Source organism: Streptomyces sp. NPDC036764, assembly GCF_055609385.1.
Genome location: NZ_JBVJPT010000012.1, coordinates 163969 through 180208, shown reverse-complemented (window position 1 = coordinate 180208; position 16240 = coordinate 163969). Strand labels below are relative to the sequence as shown.

General features: G+C 70.1%; 13 protein-coding genes. 9 read left to right on the top strand and 4 right to left on the bottom strand.

Features of this window, described 5'->3' with window-relative positions; all coding sequences use genetic code 11:
• Positions 1 to 69 precede the first annotated feature (69 nt).
• The 5 genes from ACZ69Q_RS33620 to ACZ69Q_RS33600 all read left to right on the top strand — a co-directional run bounded on the left by ACZ69Q_RS33620 (position 70) and on the right by ACZ69Q_RS33600 (position 8145).
• A complete protein-coding gene (locus ACZ69Q_RS33620; protein WP_471049311.1) occupies positions 70 to 1122 on the top strand; it encodes a peptidoglycan recognition protein family protein in 1053 nt (350 codons plus the stop codon).
• 158 nt (positions 1123 to 1280) lie between these two features.
• Complete coding sequence (locus tag ACZ69Q_RS33615) at positions 1281 to 3089, top strand: ABC-F family ATP-binding cassette domain-containing protein (protein ID WP_471049308.1); 1809 nt, start codon at positions 1281 to 1283, stop codon at positions 3087 to 3089.
• Positions 3090 to 3454: 365 nt separating this feature from the next.
• Positions 3455 to 5272 (top strand): outer membrane protein assembly factor BamB family protein, encoded by a 1818-nt coding sequence (locus tag ACZ69Q_RS33610; RefSeq protein ID WP_471049305.1) that lies wholly within the window; start codon positions 3455 to 3457, stop codon positions 5270 to 5272.
• 64 nt (positions 5273 to 5336) lie between these two features.
• Positions 5337 to 7157, top strand: a complete 1821-nt coding sequence (locus ACZ69Q_RS33605; RefSeq protein WP_471049303.1) for an outer membrane protein assembly factor BamB family protein — start codon at positions 5337 to 5339, stop codon at positions 7155 to 7157.
• A gap of 304 nt (positions 7158 to 7461) precedes the next feature.
• Complete coding sequence (locus ACZ69Q_RS33600; RefSeq protein ID WP_471049301.1) at positions 7462 to 8145, top strand: helix-turn-helix transcriptional regulator; 684 nt, start codon at positions 7462 to 7464, stop codon at positions 8143 to 8145.
• A 276-nt stretch (positions 8146 to 8421) separates the two neighbouring features.
• Here the strand turns inward: ACZ69Q_RS33600 and ACZ69Q_RS33595 are convergent, their stop codons facing one another.
• Both ACZ69Q_RS33595 and ACZ69Q_RS33590 read right to left on the bottom strand, forming a co-directional pair.
• Positions 8422 to 8775, bottom strand: a complete 354-nt coding sequence (locus ACZ69Q_RS33595; RefSeq protein WP_471049298.1) for a hypothetical protein — start codon at positions 8773 to 8775, stop codon at positions 8422 to 8424.
• Between the two features lie 19 nt (positions 8776 to 8794).
• Positions 8795 to 10519 (bottom strand): sodium:solute symporter family protein, encoded by a 1725-nt coding sequence (locus ACZ69Q_RS33590; RefSeq protein ID WP_471049296.1) that lies wholly within the window; start codon positions 10517 to 10519, stop codon positions 8795 to 8797.
• Between the two features lie 191 nt (positions 10520 to 10710).
• Between ACZ69Q_RS33590 and galT the strand changes: the two genes are divergently transcribed.
• The 3 genes from galT to galK all read left to right on the top strand — a co-directional run bounded on the left by galT (position 10711) and on the right by galK (position 13996).
• On the top strand, positions 10711 to 11772 hold the full coding sequence (gene galT, locus ACZ69Q_RS33585) for a galactose-1-phosphate uridylyltransferase (protein ID WP_471049293.1): 1062 nt from the start codon (positions 10711 to 10713) through the stop codon (positions 11770 to 11772).
• The gene (gene galE / locus ACZ69Q_RS33580; protein ID WP_471049290.1) at positions 11769 to 12731 is read left to right on the top strand and encodes a UDP-glucose 4-epimerase GalE; all 963 of its coding nucleotides are present in this window, start codon (positions 11769 to 11771) and stop codon (positions 12729 to 12731) included. Before galT ends, galE begins: the two co-directional genes overlap by 4 nt.
• A 101-nt stretch (positions 12732 to 12832) precedes the next feature.
• Positions 12833 to 13996 carry a galactokinase gene (gene galK, locus ACZ69Q_RS33575; protein WP_471049288.1) on the top strand — a complete coding sequence of 388 codons (1164 nt, stop codon included), beginning with the start codon at positions 12833 to 12835 and terminating at the stop codon, positions 13994 to 13996.
• 102 nt (positions 13997 to 14098) lie between these two features.
• Here galK and ACZ69Q_RS33570 read toward each other — a convergent pair whose 3' ends face one another.
• Entirely contained in the window at positions 14099 to 14560 is a 462-nt protein-coding gene (locus ACZ69Q_RS33570; RefSeq protein ID WP_471049686.1) for a GNAT family N-acetyltransferase, read from the bottom strand.
• Positions 14561 to 14830: 270 nt separating this feature from the next.
• Here ACZ69Q_RS33570 and ACZ69Q_RS33565 point away from each other — a divergent pair, with 270 nt between their 5' ends.
• Positions 14831 to 15604, top strand: a complete 774-nt coding sequence (locus ACZ69Q_RS33565; protein WP_471049285.1) for a LuxR C-terminal-related transcriptional regulator — start codon at positions 14831 to 14833, stop codon at positions 15602 to 15604.
• 99 nt (positions 15605 to 15703) lie between these two features.
• On the opposite strand, the gene tamR is transcribed toward ACZ69Q_RS33565, so the two are convergent.
• Positions 15704 to 16201: a MarR family transcriptional regulator TamR gene (gene tamR / locus ACZ69Q_RS33560; RefSeq protein ID WP_059196100.1), complete on the bottom strand. Its 498-nt coding sequence runs from the start codon at positions 16199 to 16201 to the stop codon at positions 15704 to 15706.
• Positions 16202 to 16240 lie beyond the last annotated feature (39 nt).

Sequence of the window (16240 nt, the reverse complement as noted above, 5' to 3'; positions counted from 1 at the left end):
CCTGTGTCCGAATCCCCCACACCCGCCCAGCAGTCTCACCGTAGAAAGCGCTCCCTGTCCCGTCGCGGCATGATCGCCACGGGCGGCGCGGTGGCCGCAGGAGCCGCGCTCACGCCGATGGTGTTCGCCTCCACCGACTCCGACGATACGGACGACTCCGCCTCCGAATCCGGTGGTTCGAGCACGACGCCGCAGAAGTTCCCCGCCACCCGGACCGAGGCCGCCACCGGCACCGGCGAGGCCGCCACCGCCTTCGCCGCCTCCTACGTGGGAGTGCGCTGGTCCGGCGCGAAGGAGGGCACCGCCATCCGGCTCGCGAACGGCGACTGGCAGACGCTGACGAGCGGCTGCGCGACCGTCGAGGGCGGCGGCACGGCCCTGGTCGCCGCCGGCGACGCCAAGGTCTACGAGGTGAAGGCCCCGAGCGGCATCGACGGCGTGCGCTCGCTGGCGATCGACACCACCGACGGCCCCGACCGCACCTTCCGGGTGCCGAGCGAGCCCACGCGCGTGCGTGGTGTCGGCTACCTCTCGCGCCCGGCCTGGGGCGCCGACGAGTCCAAGCGGTACAAGGACGGCAAGGTCAACTCGCCCGAGAAGTACTACCCGCTCCAGGTCATCACGGTCCACCACACCGCGACGCCGAACGACGACCCCGACCCGGCCGCGACGGTGCGCGCGATCTACGAGTACCACGCGATCACCAACGACTGGGGCGACATCGGCTACCACTTCCTCATCGACGAGGCGGGCACCGTCTACGAGGGCCGCTACTCCGGCGACGACGGCATCCCCGCCTTCGACCCGGACGGCGACCTCGTCACCGCCTTCCACTCCGTCGGCTACAACTCCGGAGCCCTCGGCATCGCCCTGATCGGCAACCTCGACCAGCAGGCCCCCACGGACGCGGCGAAGGCCTCCCTGATCCGGCTGATCAAGGTGATATCCCGGTTCAAGGGCCTCGACCCGCAGGCGAGGGTGACGTACACCAACCCGGTCAACGGCGCCAAGAAGGACACCAACACGGTCGGCGGTCACCGCGACTACTTCGACACCGAGTGCCCCGGGCAGGTCATGTACGACCTCCTGGCCGAGGTCCGCGCGGCGGCGGCCGGCCGCTGACGCCGGGCACGGCGAAGCGCCCCGGGGACCGCGGTGGAGTCTCCGGGGCGCACGGCTGTCCGGACGGTGTGCGCCCCTGGTCGCAAGGGCTTGGGTGCGGAGCCGTCGGCGGGCGCGACTACCCTGGAAGGTCGATCGTCCCCCTGGGCAGGAGAGAAATGGCCGTCAACCTGGTCAATGTCGAGAACGTCAGCAAGGTGTACGGCACCCGTGCCCTGCTCGACGGTGTCTCGCTCGGCGTCTCCGAGGGCGACCGCATCGGCGTCGTCGGGCGCAACGGCGACGGCAAGACGACCCTGATCCGGATGCTGGCCAAGGTGGAGGACACCGACACCGGCCGGGTCACCCACTCCGGCGGGCTGCGGATCGGCGTCCTCACACAGCACGACTCACTGGACTCCGAGGCGACCGTCCGGCACGAGGTCATCCGGGACATGGCCGACCACGAGTGGGCGGGCAACGCCAAGATCCGGGACGTGCTCACGGGCCTCTTCGGCGGGCTCGACCTGCCCGGCTTCCCGCAGGGCCTGGACACCGTCATCGGCCCGCTCTCCGGCGGCGAGCGGCGGCGGATCGCGCTCGCCAAGCTGCTCATCGAGGAGCAGGACCTGATCGTCCTCGACGAGCCCACCAACCACCTCGACGTCGAGGGCATCGCCTGGCTCGCCCAGCATCTGCGCGAGCGGCGCTCGGCGCTCGTCTGCGTCACCCACGACCGCTGGTTCCTCGACCAGGTCTGCACCCGCATGTGGGACGTCCAGCGCGGCGACGTCTACGAATACGAGGGCGGCTACTCCGACTACGTCTTCGCGCGTGCCGAGCGCGAGCGCATCGCCGCGACCGAGGAGGTCAAGCGGCAGAACCTGGTCCGCAAGGAGCTGGCCTGGCTGCGCCGCGGCGCCCCCGCGCGGACGTCCAAGCCGCGCTTCAGGGTCGAGGCCGCCAACGAGCTCATCAAGGACGTGCCGCCGCCCCGCGACAGCAGCGAGCTGATGAAGTTCGCCTCGTCCCGGCTCGGCAAGACGGTGTTCGACCTGGAGGACGTCACCGTCCAGGCAGGCCCCAAGGTGCTGCTCAAGCATGTGACGTGGCAGCTCGGACCCGGCGACCGCATCGGCCTCGTCGGCGTCAACGGCGCGGGCAAGACCTCCCTCCTGCGCGCGATGGCCGAGGCCGCGCGGACCGAGGGCGAGGCGCAACCGGCCGGCGGGCGGATCGCCGTCGGAAAGACCGTCAAACTCGCCTATCTGTCCCAGGAAGTCGCCGAGCTGAACCCGAACTGGCGGGTGCTGGAGGCCGTTCAGCAGGTGCGCGAGCGCGTGGACCTCGGCAAGGGCCGCGAGATGACCGCCGGTCAGCTCTGCGAGACGTTCGGCTTCAACAAGGACAAGCAGTGGACGCCGGTCGGCGACCTGTCGGGCGGTGAGCGCCGCAGGCTCCAACTGCTGCGCCTGCTCATGGACGAGCCCAACGTCCTCTTCCTCGACGAGCCCACCAACGACCTCGACATCGAGACCCTCACCCAACTGGAGGACGTCCTCGACGGCTGGCCGGGCTCGATGATCGTCATCTCCCACGACCGGTTCTTCGTCGAGCGCACCACGGACCGGGTGTTCGCCCTGCTCGGCGACGCCACCCTGCGGATGCTGCCGCGCGGCATCGACGAGTACCTGGAGCGCCGCCACCGCATGGAGGCGCAGGTCGTCGCGGCGGCCGCCGCCTCGGCCGCGGAGAAGGCCGTACCGGAGAAGAACTCGGCCGATGCGCGCGCCGCCAAGAAGGAGTTGCAGAAGATCGAGCGGCAGCTCGACAAGCTCTCCGAGCGGGAGACCAAGCTGCACGCGCAGATCGCCGAGCATGCGACGGACTTCGGGAAGGTCGCCGAACTCGACGCGGAACTGCGGGACCTGGCGGGGCAGCGGGATGAGCTGGAGATGCGCTGGCTGGAACTCGCGGACGACGCGTAGCGCTTCGCTGGGTGGGCCGTGACTACGGAAGTGGCGGGCTCGTGTTGGTTGTCGGGTGCGGTGTGGTGGGGCTGGTCGCGCCCGCGCGGCGGTAGCCGCAAATAGACACAGCCCCGCGCCCCTTGAAGGCGCCTCCGGCGCCTCTTCCGGGCGTCTGCGTGCGCCGTGTGAAGGGGGCGTGAAGGCGCATAACGGGGGTATCACGGGGCGGTTCTCCGTTGGGAACAGGGGTGGATGCGGGCCGGTGTGCTGTCGGTGGCGGGTGATAGAAAGGGCCGCCTGAGAACAGTCTGAGAAAAGCTGGTGTGGCGGAAACGCGACGGCACAGAACGTGGCACCACACCGGTCTCAAGGGGGAACCGCTCATGAGCCAGCCGCCCAACCAGCCGCCGCAGGGCGGTTTCGGTGCACCACAGGATCCGCGGCAGGGCGGCTTCGGGGCACCGCAGACCCCGCCCCCGCCGCAGGGCGCCCCCCAGACACCCCCGCCGCCGCAGGGCCCGCCGCAGACGCCGCCGCCTCCGCAGGCCCCGCCGGCCGGCGCACCGCAGCCCGGCTACGGCTACCCGCAGCAGCCGGGCCAGCCCGCGCAGCCGGGCCCGTACCAGTCCGGCCCGTACGCACAGCCCCAGCAGCAGCCGGGGCCGTACGGCTATCCGCAGCAGCCCGGCTCCTACGGCCAGCAGCCCGCCCAGGGTTACGGCTACCCGCCCCAGCCGCAGTACCCGGGCGCCCCCGGCACCCCGCCCGGCGGCTCGCGCAACCCCTTCAAGGGCAAGCCCGCCGTGGCCATCGGTGCCGCGGTCGCCGTCCTGCTCGTCATCGGCGGCACCGTGTTCGCGGTGACCCGCGGCGGTGACGGCAAGGACGACAAGCCGGTCGCCCAGCAGAGCGACGACCCCAAGGGCTCCGAGTCCCCGTCCGACTCCGGCGGTGGCGGCAGCGAGGGCGGCGCCGACCCGGAGAACCTCAACGGAGGCCGCCAGGCGGGCGAGTCGAAGGTCCTCTGGTACAAGCCGGCGCCCGACGCGCCCAAGTCCGGCGCCGACGCCCCCGGCATGTGGGTCACCGACAAGACCGCGGTGAAGGCGGCGTACAAGCAGCTCTTCGGCTTCAAGGTCGGCGACGGCGAGGACGCCTGGGACCCGATCACCTTCCCGGAGAAGATCTGCGCGGTAACCCCGCAGAAGTCGGCCGGCGACAAGATCGTCGTCGCCTACATGAGCGGCAGCAGCGACCGCGCCAAGTGCAACCAGCTCCAGCAGGTCGACCTCGACACCGGCGACAAGGGCTGGAAGGGCAGCGTCGCCGACGGCGCGCTCTTCGACAGCACGCTCGACGTCGAACTGACCATCACCGGCAAGACGTTGCTGGTGGGCCGCTCGCAGTCGGGCACGGCGTACGACATCGACAGCGGCAAGAAGCTGTGGGACAAGACGCGGTTCGGCGACAAGTGCTTCCCCGACGCGTTCGCGGGCGGCGACAAGGTGATCGCCGTCGCGTCCTGCGCCGCCTCCAGCAGCAACGAGCACGACGAAATGCAGGAACTCGACCCGGCGACCGGCAAGGCGAAGTGGACCTTCGCGTACAAGGACGGCTGGCGGATCTCGCGCATCTTCTCCCTCGACCCGCTGGTCGTCTACAGCACCAACGAGAAGGAGAAGTCGGGGAACATCTCCACGTTCGACTCCTCCGGCAAGTTCCGCTCGCAGGTCGGCGTCAAACTCGAGATCGGCGCCGAGTGCGGCTGGGCCATCCTCCAGCGTGACCTTCAGGGCTGCTCCGGTGTGGTCGCCGACGCGAACACGCTGTACATGCCGACCAAGGCGACCGCCAGCGCCAACGAGATCGTCGCCATCGACCTCGGCAACGGCAAGGAGAAGTGGCGGGTGAAGTCCCCGGCCGACGAGTCGATGCTGCCGATCAAGGTCGAGGACGGTCAACTGATCTCCTATGTCCAGGCGTCGTACGACGCGGGCGGCCAGGTCGTGGCGATCCCGATCTCCGGCAGCAGCCACCGGCCGGCGAAGGTGCTCCAGAACCCGACGAGCGCCGCGGACATCGAGAACGGCTTCTTCTCCAAGGCCTACGACTGGGCCGACGGCCGCTTCTACCTCTCCAGCACCCGGCTGAGCGGCCAGGACGAAGCCAAGGAGAAGCTGATCCTCGCCTTCGGCAAGTGAGGCGCGCACCGCTCACGCCCTCGCCCCCGCGCCCGTCGTCCCCCTCCCCTGAGGTACCCACGCCATGACCCAGCCGCCGCCTCCGCCGCCCAACCAGCCCCCGCCGGGCGGGTTCGGCCCGCCGCAGGATCAGCCGCCCCAGCAGCCGGGCGGCGGCTTCGGCGCCCCCCAGACACCGCCGCAGCAGCCCCCGCAGCCCCCGGCGCAGGCACCCGGGCAGCCCGCGTACGGCTATCCCCAGGCCCCGCAGGGAGCACCCCAGGCCACCCCGCCCGGGTACGGCTACCCCACTGCGCAGCCCGCCCCGTACGGACAGCCGCCGCAGAACCCCTACGGCCAGCCCCAGAACCCGTACACCCAGGCGCCCGGCTACGGCTATCCGCAGCAGACCGTGCCGATGCACCCGCAGCCGGGACAGGCCGCGGGCGGCGCGGGCCGGTCCAGCTCGCAGCTCGCCGTCATCATCGCGGCCGCGGTCGTGGTGATCGCCCTGATCATCGGCGGCGGCGTCTGGTACGCGAAGTCCGGTGACAACGGCGGCAAGGACGACACCGCCGGCTCCAGCGGCGGCACCGGCGGCGGGGGCGACGACGCGGGAGGCGGCTTCGACGCCCCCGACGGGTCGGAGAAGGTGCCCTCGAACACCGCCTCCCAGGTCCTCTTCCAGGTCCCGGCGCCCAATGTCGACGACGACACCAGCATCGTCGTGTCCGGCTCCTGGCTGACCGACAAGGCGTACGTCAAGAGCGGCGTCGCGGAGATCGTCGGCTACGACCCCGACAAGGGTTCCAAGCTGTGGTCGGTCAAGCTGCCCGGCCCGGTCTGCCAGGCCGCCAAGCACATCAGCGAAGACGGTGTGACGGCCGTCGCCTTCGAGCCCGCCATGCCGACCAAGGACAAGCCCTCTCACGGCTGCACCCAGGTCGCCGCGATCGACCTCGACACGGGCAAGAAGCTCTGGACGAAGACCGCCCAGAACGAGGACGGGCTGATCCGCTACGACAACATCACCCTCAGCGGGGGCACGGTCGCGGCCGGCGGCACCAGCGGCGGCGCCGCCTTCGACCTGAAGACCGGCAAGCCGCTGTGGGTCCCGAAGGCGAACGACGGCTGCTACGACCTCGGGTACGCGGGCGGCCCGAAGATGGTCGCGGTCCGCAAGTGCGGTTCCTACGACCAGCCTCAGCTCCACATCCAGACCATCGACCCGAAGACCGGGAAGGTGATCTCCGAGTACAAGATGGCCGAGGGCGTCGAGTACGCCAGCGTGATCTCCACCGACCCGCTCGTCGTGGCCGCCGAGGCGGGCCAGTCCGAGGACTCCATCGGCATCACGGACGCCTTCTCCATCGACAACAAGACCGGCAAGCTGCGCATCCGCATCTCCGTGCCGGGCGACCAGTACGCGGCCCGCTGCTCCGGCGTCACCACGATCGAGACGTGCACGGGTGTGGTGGTGGGCAACGACCGGCTCTACGTGGAGACCAAGGCGCACGAAGGCGGCGGCGAGTACGGCCAGACCAACGAGATCGTCGCCTTCGACCTGGCCACCGGCAAGCAGACCGGCCAGCGCGCGGACGCGGGCGACCGGTACACGATCACGCCGCTGCGCATGGACGGCGGCAACGTGATCGCGTACAAGCGTCCCCCCTACGACAAGGGCGGGCAGATCGTCAGCATCGACGGCGGCAGCTTCGAGGAGACGACGCTGCTGGAGAACCCGGCCGCCAGGTCGGTGCGGGACGTGGAGATGCGGATGTCGCCGGAGTACTCCGAGATCCTCTACGCGCAGGGGCATCTGTACATGTCCGCCAAGTTCGCCAGCGAACTGGGCAGTTCGGATATCCGCAAGGCCCATGTGATCGCGTTCGGTGCGACCGGCTGAGGTCACCGCGCCCGGTCGTGAAGACGGCTCCGTCCCTGCTCGGGGGCGGAGCCGTTCGCGTACTGCCTCATCGCCCTCGAATGCACGGAAAGCCAGAAAATCCGCCGTTCCGGGGCACTTCTCGCCGGTAGGGGGAGCGCAACGTCGAACAAGCGTGTAGCTTCCGGGGGCATGAAGGGCGGGGGAGCCGGGAGGGGGCTTCTGTCCGCGCGGACCAGTGGGCATCCATAGTGGGGCATCCGGACTGGTACAGGCGGTCCTGGGTATTGATGGGGTTCCATTGGGGGGACTGGGGGGTTGCTCGATGGGAGTTCGGCTCATGGTGGTCGACGACCACCGATTGCTCGCCGAGGCGCTGGCCTCGGCACTGAAGTTGAGGGGGCACCGGGTGCTGGCCGCGGCGGCGCCCGCCGCGGGGGCGGCGGAGCTGGTGATCACGCGGGCTCCCGAGGTGTGCCTGCTGGGCACGGCGACACCCGCGGAGCCGGGGATGTTCGACCCGGTGGCCAAGATCAAGCGGGAACGTCCGCAGGTGGCGGTGCTGGTGCTCGGCCCGGTGCCGAGCCCGCGCGGCATAGCGGCGGCGTTCGCGGCCGGGGCCTCCGGCTATGTCCGGCACGACGAACGCATAGAGGGTGTCGAGCGGGCGATCATGAAGGCACGGGCGGGGGAGGCGGCGGTGGCGCCGCAGCTCCTCCAGGGCGCGTTCAGCGAACTGCTCAACCCCGCCGCGCAACCGGACGACGAGGGCCAGCGGCTGCTCCAGATGCTGACACCCCGCGAGGTAGAGGTCCTGGTCCGGGTCGCCGACGGCGAGGACACCCGCCTGATCGCCGCCGGCATGGGCATCGCCCCGTCCACGGCCCGCACCCACGTCCAGCGAGTCCTGATGAAACTCGGCGTTGGCTCCCGCCTGGAAGCAGCGGCACTGGCGGCCCGCACGGGCTTGCTGGACCGGGCGGGCCCGGTGGCACAGGGGGAGCCGTGACACCGGTCCGCATCTCTTAGCCCGTCCGGCGTGTGGCGACGGCCGGTCCGCAATCCTTCAGCCCGTCGGGCGCGGCCGACGCTCACTCTCAAAGGCCGGTCCGCATCTTTCAGCCCGTCCGGCGTTTGAGGACGAGGCCGTTCAGGCCGATGCGGGGGTCCGGGGGCGGCAGCCCCCGGGGACGATGGGGTCCCCCCCCCGCTCGAGCGAAGCCGAGAGTGGGGGAGGGTAGGGGCGGCGGGGGCGAGAGAACACCCGGCCCGCCCCCACTCGCGGTCACCCCTTCGGCCCGGCACCCGATTCCTCCCCTGGCTCCACATCCGGCGGCGGCGGAGCCGTGGGCCGAAGCTTCAGCCAGACCAGGAAGAAGATGCCGAGAAGCAGCATCCCCAGCCCGGTCCAGAGGTTGATGTTCACGCCCTCGGCCTTGTCGATCGCGGCGTCGTCGTCAGTGAGCCCGGCGATCGTGACGATCACGCCGTAGAGCACGAAGAGGCCGCCGATGATGCGCCGGATGTCGAAGAGCCGGGCGGCCGTCGCCGACTTCTCCTGGAGTTCGCTGACCTCGCGCTGCACGTCCTGCTCGGAGTACCCGGAGGACCTGGGGTGTTCGGACTGATGGTCGGTCATGGTCTGTCGGCCTCCGTCGTCAGAGCGAGAACGAGAACGGGATGTAGCAGGCGGCCGCCAGTACCACCGCACCCCAGCCCAGCAACGCCGGCCTGCGGTACCACGCGTCGTCGCCCTCGGCCGGCGGCTCGGCCATTCCGGGGGAGCGGGTGCCGTAGACCAGGCCCTGGAGTTCCTCCGTCGGCTTGGGAGCGGTGAACAGGGAGACGGCGACCATGACGACCGCGCCGGCCACGAACCCCGCGATCGCGGAGACGAAGTTGGCGCCCTGGTCGGAGGGGATCGAGATGATGTCCTGCTTGTAGAGGACGAAGTAGTTCACCATCGCCGCCGTCGTGCCGGCCAGCAGGCCCCAGAAGCCCGACTTCATCGACGCCCGCTTCCAGAACATGCCGACGATGAAGACCACGAACATCGGCACGTTGAAGAAGGAGAACAGGGTCTGGAGGTAGCTCATGATGTTCGAGAACGACGACGCCAGGAACGCCGTGCCGATCGACGCGAGCACGCCGGCCGCCGTGATCAGCCGGCCGAAGCGGACGTAGTAGGAGTCCTCGCGGTCCGTCACCACGTACTTCGCCCAGATGTCCGTGGTGAACACCGTGTTGAAGGACGACACGTTGGCCGCCATGCCCGCCATGAACGCGGCCAGCAGACCGGTCACCGCGATGCCCAGCACGCCGTTGGGCAGCAGTCCCTCCATCAGGTACGGGATGGCGTCGTTGTACTGGTAGCCCGACTCCTCGGTGCCGAAGCCGGGGACCAGGGCCGCGGCCGCCAGACCCGGGATCATCACCAGGAACACGATGAAGATCTTCGGGAACGCCGCGATCAGCGGGGTGCGCTGGGCCGCCGAGAGGTTCTTCGCGGACAGCGCCCGCTGGACCTCCGCGAAGTTCGTCGTCCAGTAGCCGAACGACAGCACGAAGCCGAGGCCGAGGACGATCGTCAGCCAGTTCGCGCCCAGCGGGTTCGCCTCGCCGATGCCGGTGCCGCCCCAGGCGGTGACGAAGTTGTCGCCGTGGGTCTGGGTCAGCTTGTCGCTCAGGCCGTCCCAGCCGCCGACCTTCTTCAGCGCCAGCACGGTGATCGGGATCAGCGCGGCCAGGATCACGAAGAACTGCAGGACCTCGTTGTAGATCGCGGAGGACAGCCCGCCGAGGGTGATGTACGCGAGCACGAAGAAGCCGGCGACCACGATGGCCACCCACTGCGGCCAGCCCAGCAGGGCCTCGACCACGATCGCGAGGGCGTAGAGGTTGACGCCGGCGATCAGGATCGCGGCGAAGGCGAACAGGATCGAACTGAGCAGGTGTGCCCATTTGTCGAAGCGCAGGAGCAGGAACTCGGGGACCGAGCGGACCTTGCTGCCGTAGTAGAAGGGCATCATCACCAGGCCGAGGAACACCATGGCCGGGATGGCGCCGATCCAGTACCAGTGGACGGTGTAGGCGCCGTACTGGGCACTGTTGGCGGCCATGCCGAGGATCTCGGTGGCGGCCAGGTTGGCGGAGATGAAGGCCAGGCCGGTGACCCAGGCGGGCAGGGAGCGCCCGGAGAGGAAGAAGTCGAGGGTCGTCTTCACCGAGCGACGGGCGGCGAAGCCGATGCCCAGCACCACCACGAAGTAGATGCCGAGCAGCGTGTAGTCGAGCCAGTTCGTGGGGAGCCGCAGCTCGGCTGCGAAATAGGTGGAGTAGGCGGAAGGGGTGGGGGAGGTGGGGGAAATTGTGGGGGTTTGCATTCGTACTCGCTTCGTCTCGCGAATCGATACAGAGCGGAACCTACGCCCCCGTGTTCAGTAATTGAACACGTCTGGTGATGCTCTTTGTTTGATTGTGATGTTGACGCAGGTGGTGAGTTGTGTTTCGCTGTGTTTAGTTCTGTTTGATGGAGACTCGGAAGACCCCTGAGCGGCTCGAAATGGAGTCCGGCGTGAAGAAGACCTCGACCCGACTGGCCGACGGTCGTGAGCTCATCTACTACGACCTGCGCGACGACACCGTGCGGGACGCGGCCGACCGCCGCCCCCTGGAGCGGACCGTCACGTCGTCCGAGATCCGTCACGACGTGCTGCTCGGCGACGCGATCGCCATCGCCTCGCACCGGCAGGGGCGGACGTATCACCCGCCGGCCGATCAGTGCCCGCTGTGCCCGTCCGAGGGCGAGCGGCTGAGCGAGATCCCGGACTCGTCGTACGACGTCGTGGTCTTCGAGAACCGCTTCCCCTCGCTGGCCGGTGACTCCGGGCGCTGCGAGGTCGTCTGCTTCACCTCCGACCACAACGCGTCGTTCGCCGATCTGTCCGAGGAGCAGGCGCGACTGGTGCTGGAGGCGTGGACGGACCGGACGTCGGAGCTGTCCTCCCTCCCCTCCGTCGAGCAGGTGTTCTGCTTCGAGAACCGCGGCGCCGAGATCGGCGTCACCCTCGGCCACCCGCACGGGCAGATCTACGCCTACCCCTTCACCACCCCGCGCACCGCCCTGATGCTGCGCTCTCTCGCCGCGCACAAGGACGCCACCGGCGGGGAGAACCTGTTCGACGCCGTCCTGGAGCGTGAACTCGCCGACGAGCGGGTCGTCCTGGAGAGTGAACACTGGCTGGCCTTCGTGCCGTACGCCGCGCACTGGCCGTACGAGGTCCACCTGTACCCGAAGCGCCGGGTGCCCGACCTGCTCGCCCTCGACGAGGAGGCGCGCTCAGAGTTCCCCAAGGTTTATCTGGAACTCTTGAGGCGCTTCGACCGGATCTTCGGTGAGGGTGAGCCTCCGACGCCGTACATCGCCGCCTGGCATCAGGCGCCGTTCGGCCAGTTGGAGGACTTCGAGGGCGTCGTGCGGGAGGATTTCGCGCTTCACCTCGAGCTTTTCACCATCCGCCGCACTTCCGGCAAGCTGAAGTTCCTCGCGGGTTCCGAGTCCGGCATGAACGTGTTCATCAACGACGTGCCGCCGGAGCGCGCGGCCGAGCGACTGCGAGAGGTAGCGAGTAGATGAGTGGGAAGTTTCTGGTCACCGGCGGGGCCGGCTACGTGGGCAGCGTGGTCGCGCAACACCTCATCGAGGCGGGGGACGAGGTCGTCGTGCTCGACAACCTCACCACCGGCTTCCGTGAGGGTGTGCCGTCCGGGGCGTCCTTCATCGAGGGCGACATCCGCGACGCCGCCAAGTGGCTGGACTCCTCCTTCGACGCGGTGCTGCACTTCGCCGCGTTCTCGCAGGTCGGCGAGTCGGTCGTGAAGCCCGAGAAGTACTGGGACAACAACGTCGGCGGCACCATGGCGCTGCTCGGCGCCATGCGTGAGGCGGGCGTGCGCAAGCTCGTCTTCTCCTCGACGGCCGCCACCTACGGCGAGCCGGCCGAGGTGCCGATCGTCGAGTCGGCGCCGACGCAGCCCACGAACCCCTACGGCGCCTCCAAGCTCGCCGTCGACCACATGATCACCGGTGAGGCGGCGGCCCACGGCCTCGGTGCCGTGTCCCTCAGGTACTTCAACGTCGCGGGTGCCTACGGCGCCTACGGCGAGCGCCACGACCCCGAGTCGCACCTGATCCCGCTGGTCCTCCAGGTCGCCCAGGGCAAGCGCGAGGCGATCTCCGTCTTCGGCGACGACTACCCGACGCCGGACGGCACCTGCGTGCGCGACTACATCCACGTCGCCGACCTGGCCGAGGCCCACCTGCTGGCCGTGAAGGCCGCCACCCCGGGCGAGCACCTCATCTGCAACCTCGGCAACGGCAACGGCTTCTCCGTCCGCCAGGTCGTCGAGACCGTCCGGCAGGTCACCGGGCACCCGATCCCCGAGGTCGTGGCCCCGCGCCGGGGCGGCGACCCGGCGGTCCTGGTCGCCTCCGCCGACACCGCCCGCGAGCGGCTCGGCTGGAACCCGTCCCGCGCGGACCTCGCGGGCATCGTCGCGGACGCGTGGGAGTTCGCGCAGCGACGCGCAGGTTAAGTTCTACGGCCGGTGCCGCCGGCGTTAGGTTCTCAGGCTGTGCGGCCGGTCAACTCACCGGCTGCTTGGGCCGGTTCAGTACGGAAGGTCAGGGTCAGGGGATGAACGTCGACACGGCAGCCGCGGTCGCCGAGCGGTTCGAGGAGCTGTACGGGGCCCAGCCGGAGGGGGTGTGGGCCGCGCCGGGCCGGGTCAACCTGATCGGCGAGCACACCGACTACAACGACGGCTTCGTCATGCCGTTCGCGCTGCCGCACACCGCCGTCGCGGCACTCTCGCGGCGCACCGACGGCGTGCTGCGGCTGCACTCGGAGGATGTCGAGGGCGGCGTCGTGGAACTGCGCGTCGACGACCTCGAACCCGAGTCGGACCGCGACTGGACGGCGTACCCGTCGGGCGTGGTCTGGGCGCTGCGCCAGGCCGGCCACGCGGTGACCGGCGCCGACATCCACCTGGCCTCGACGGTCCCGGCGGGCGCCGGCCTGTCCTCGTCGGCGGCCCTGGAGGTCGTCGTGGCGCTCGCCCTGAACGACCTGTACGACCTGGGCCAGAAGGGCTGGCAACTGGCCCGGCTGTGCCGGCGCGCGGAGAACGTGTACGTCGGCGCCCCGGTCGGGATCATGGACCAGACGGCGTCCGCGTGCTGCGAGGCGGGCCACGCCCTGTTCCTCGACACCCGTGACCTGTCCCAGAAGCAGATCCCCTTCGACCTGGCCGCCGAGGGCATGCGCCTGCTGGTCGTCGACACCCAGGTCAAGCACTCCCACAGCGAGGGCGAGTACGGCAAGCGCCGCGCGGGCTGCGAGAAGGGCGCCGCGCTGCTGGGCGTGGACGCGCTCCGCGACATCGCCTACGACGACCTGGACACGGCCCTGGACCGGCTCGGCGACGAGGAGGAGGTGCGCCGTCTGGTGCGCCACGTCGTCACCGAGGACCAGCGTGTCGAGCGGGTCGTGGCTCTGCTGGAGTCGGGTGAGACACGGGCGATCGGCCCGGTGCTGACCGAGGGGCACGCCTCCCTGCGGGACGACTTCCGCATCTCCTGCCCGGAGCTGGACCTGGTCGTGGACACGGCCCTGACCAGTGGCGCGCTGGGTGCGCGGATGACGGGCGGCGGCTTCGGCGGCTCGGCGATCGTGCTGGCCGAGGCGGCGGACGTGGAGACGGTCACCAAGGCGGTCGAGGAGGCCTTCGCCGGCGCCGGGTTCACGGCGCCGAGGGTGTTCGAGGCGGTGCCGGCGGCCGGGGCGCGGCGGCTGCGCTGAGCGCTCCGCTGGAAGTGCCGCCTTGTGTGGTCGCTCATGCGCGGCGCCGTCGTGGCCGGTCGCGCGGTTCCCCGCGCCCCTGGGCGGCGCAGCGCATGTACGTCAGCTCGGTCCCAGATGTTTGGTCAGGGTGTACTCCGTGATGCCCGGCGGATAGTCCGGGATCACGCAGACCACGTCGTACCCCTGCTTGCGGTAGAACCCCGGCGCCTGGAAGTCCCAGGTCTCCACGCGCGCCGCGGTGCAGCCCCGCTCCGAACGGGCCATGCCCTCCGCGTGTGCGAGCAACTGCGAACCCAGACCGGTCCCGCGGGCGCGTTCGTGGACCCAGAGGTACGTGACGTGGAGCCAGCTCGTCCAGGTGTGGCCGACGAGACCGCCGGCCAGGGCGCCGGAACCGTCCAACGCCCATACCTGGAGCGGAAGTTCACGTTCACCTGGGGTTCCGCGCAGGGCGCGCAGGACCGGCGAGGCCCTGGTGTTGGCGTCCAGCAGTTGGCGGCGGAGCAGATCCTGCCGTGCTTTGTCGACTTCTGTCTCCAGACGAAACATGCGGCTCACCATAAACGCGCTGGACAACCAGTTCTGCAAATTACCTTCCGCTCCTGCTCCCCGGCCGTACCCTGATGAACAGCACCGGTGGGGGCCGGTGCTGATCAGGGGGCGAGACAGGTCGGGTTCGACGCCCGAAGTGGGGGTAGCAGTTTCTGCACGGCGGCGGCCGTGTGCCATCCGCGCTTCGGGCGTCGTGCCCGCGACGGTGTTCGTCTCCCGGTGTCGTCCTTTGACGATGGGGTATCCCCTGCTCTTTGAGAGCGTGGGGAAGGGGGTTTCGTGGTTCGCATCCGAGTTCTGGTCGTCGACGACCATCGCATCTTCGCCGAGTCGCTCGCCGCCGCCCTGGCCGCCGAGCCCGACGTCGACGTCTCCGCCGCGGGCAGCGGTCCGGCGGCATTGCGCAGCATGGAGCGCGCGGTCGCCGAGGGGCGCCGGTTCGATGTCCTGCTCGTCGACGCCGACCTGGGTGGCAACGTGCCGGGTGTCCGGCCCGCCGTGCCCGTCCAGGAGGTGGGCGAGGACGGGCTCGTGGACGGCATCTCGCTGGTCGCCGGGGTCCGCTCCGCGCAGCCGGCGGTACGGACCGTCGTCCTGGCCGAGAAGGACGATCCGCGCCGGGCCGCGCTCGCGCTCCAGGCCGGTGCGTCCGGCTGGGTGGCCAAGGACTGCTCGCTGTCCCGGCTGCTCACCGTCATCCGCGGGGTGCTGCGCGAGGAGACCCATCTGCCGCCGGCCCTGCTGACCGGGGTGCTGCGGGAGCTCACGGCCGCGCGCAAGCACCGCACCGAGAGCGAGCGGCTGGTGGAGTCGCTCACCCCGCGCGAGCGTGAGGTGCTGCGGTGCATGGTGGCAGGACTGGGGCGCAAGGCGGTCGCCGAGCGCCTGTACCTGTCCCCGCACACCGTCCGCACACACATGCAGAACGTCCTGGGCAAGCTAGGCGTCCACTCGACCCTCGCGGCGGTAGCGCTCGCGCGCCGAGCCGGGGTCGGCCCGGTCGACCTGGGCCCAGCAGGCCGGATCCTCCCGGAGGAAAGCAGCAGCGCCTGACCAACACGCTGGGCGGCAACGCCCTAAAGGGGCGCGGGGAACTGCGCGACCAGCCACAACGGCGCCGCAGACGACAAACGACAGGTCGCGGCTCTCAACTCAACCGGGAATGTTGTCGAACGGCGCGGTCAACTGGCGCAGCAACCCGGCCAGTTCACCCCGCTGCGCCCGCGAAAGCTCCGCAAGGATCGCCCGCTCCTGGTCCAGCAACCCGGCGAGCGCCTGGTCCGCCCGGTCGCGCCCCTCGTCCGTGAGCCGGACGAGGACCCCGCGCCGGTCGCTGGGGTCGGGCAGGCGCTCCACCAGGCCCTTCTTGGCCAGGCGGTCGATGCGGTTCGTCATCGTCCCGGAGGTGACCAGGGTCTGCGTCAGCAACTGACCCGGCGAGAGCTGATACGGCGTTCCCGCGCGCCTGAGCGCGGTCAGCACGTCGAACTCCCACGGCTCCAGGCTGTGCTCGGAGAAGGCCAGCCGGCGTGCCCGGTCCAGATGCCGGGCCAGTCTGCTGACCCGGCTGAGCACCTCGAGCGGTTCCACGTCGAGGTCAGGGCGCTCCCGGCGCCACGCTGCGACCAGCCGATCGACCTCGTCCTCCATGACGATCAGTGTAGTGGTTGTGTCGACGTGAAGTCTCTT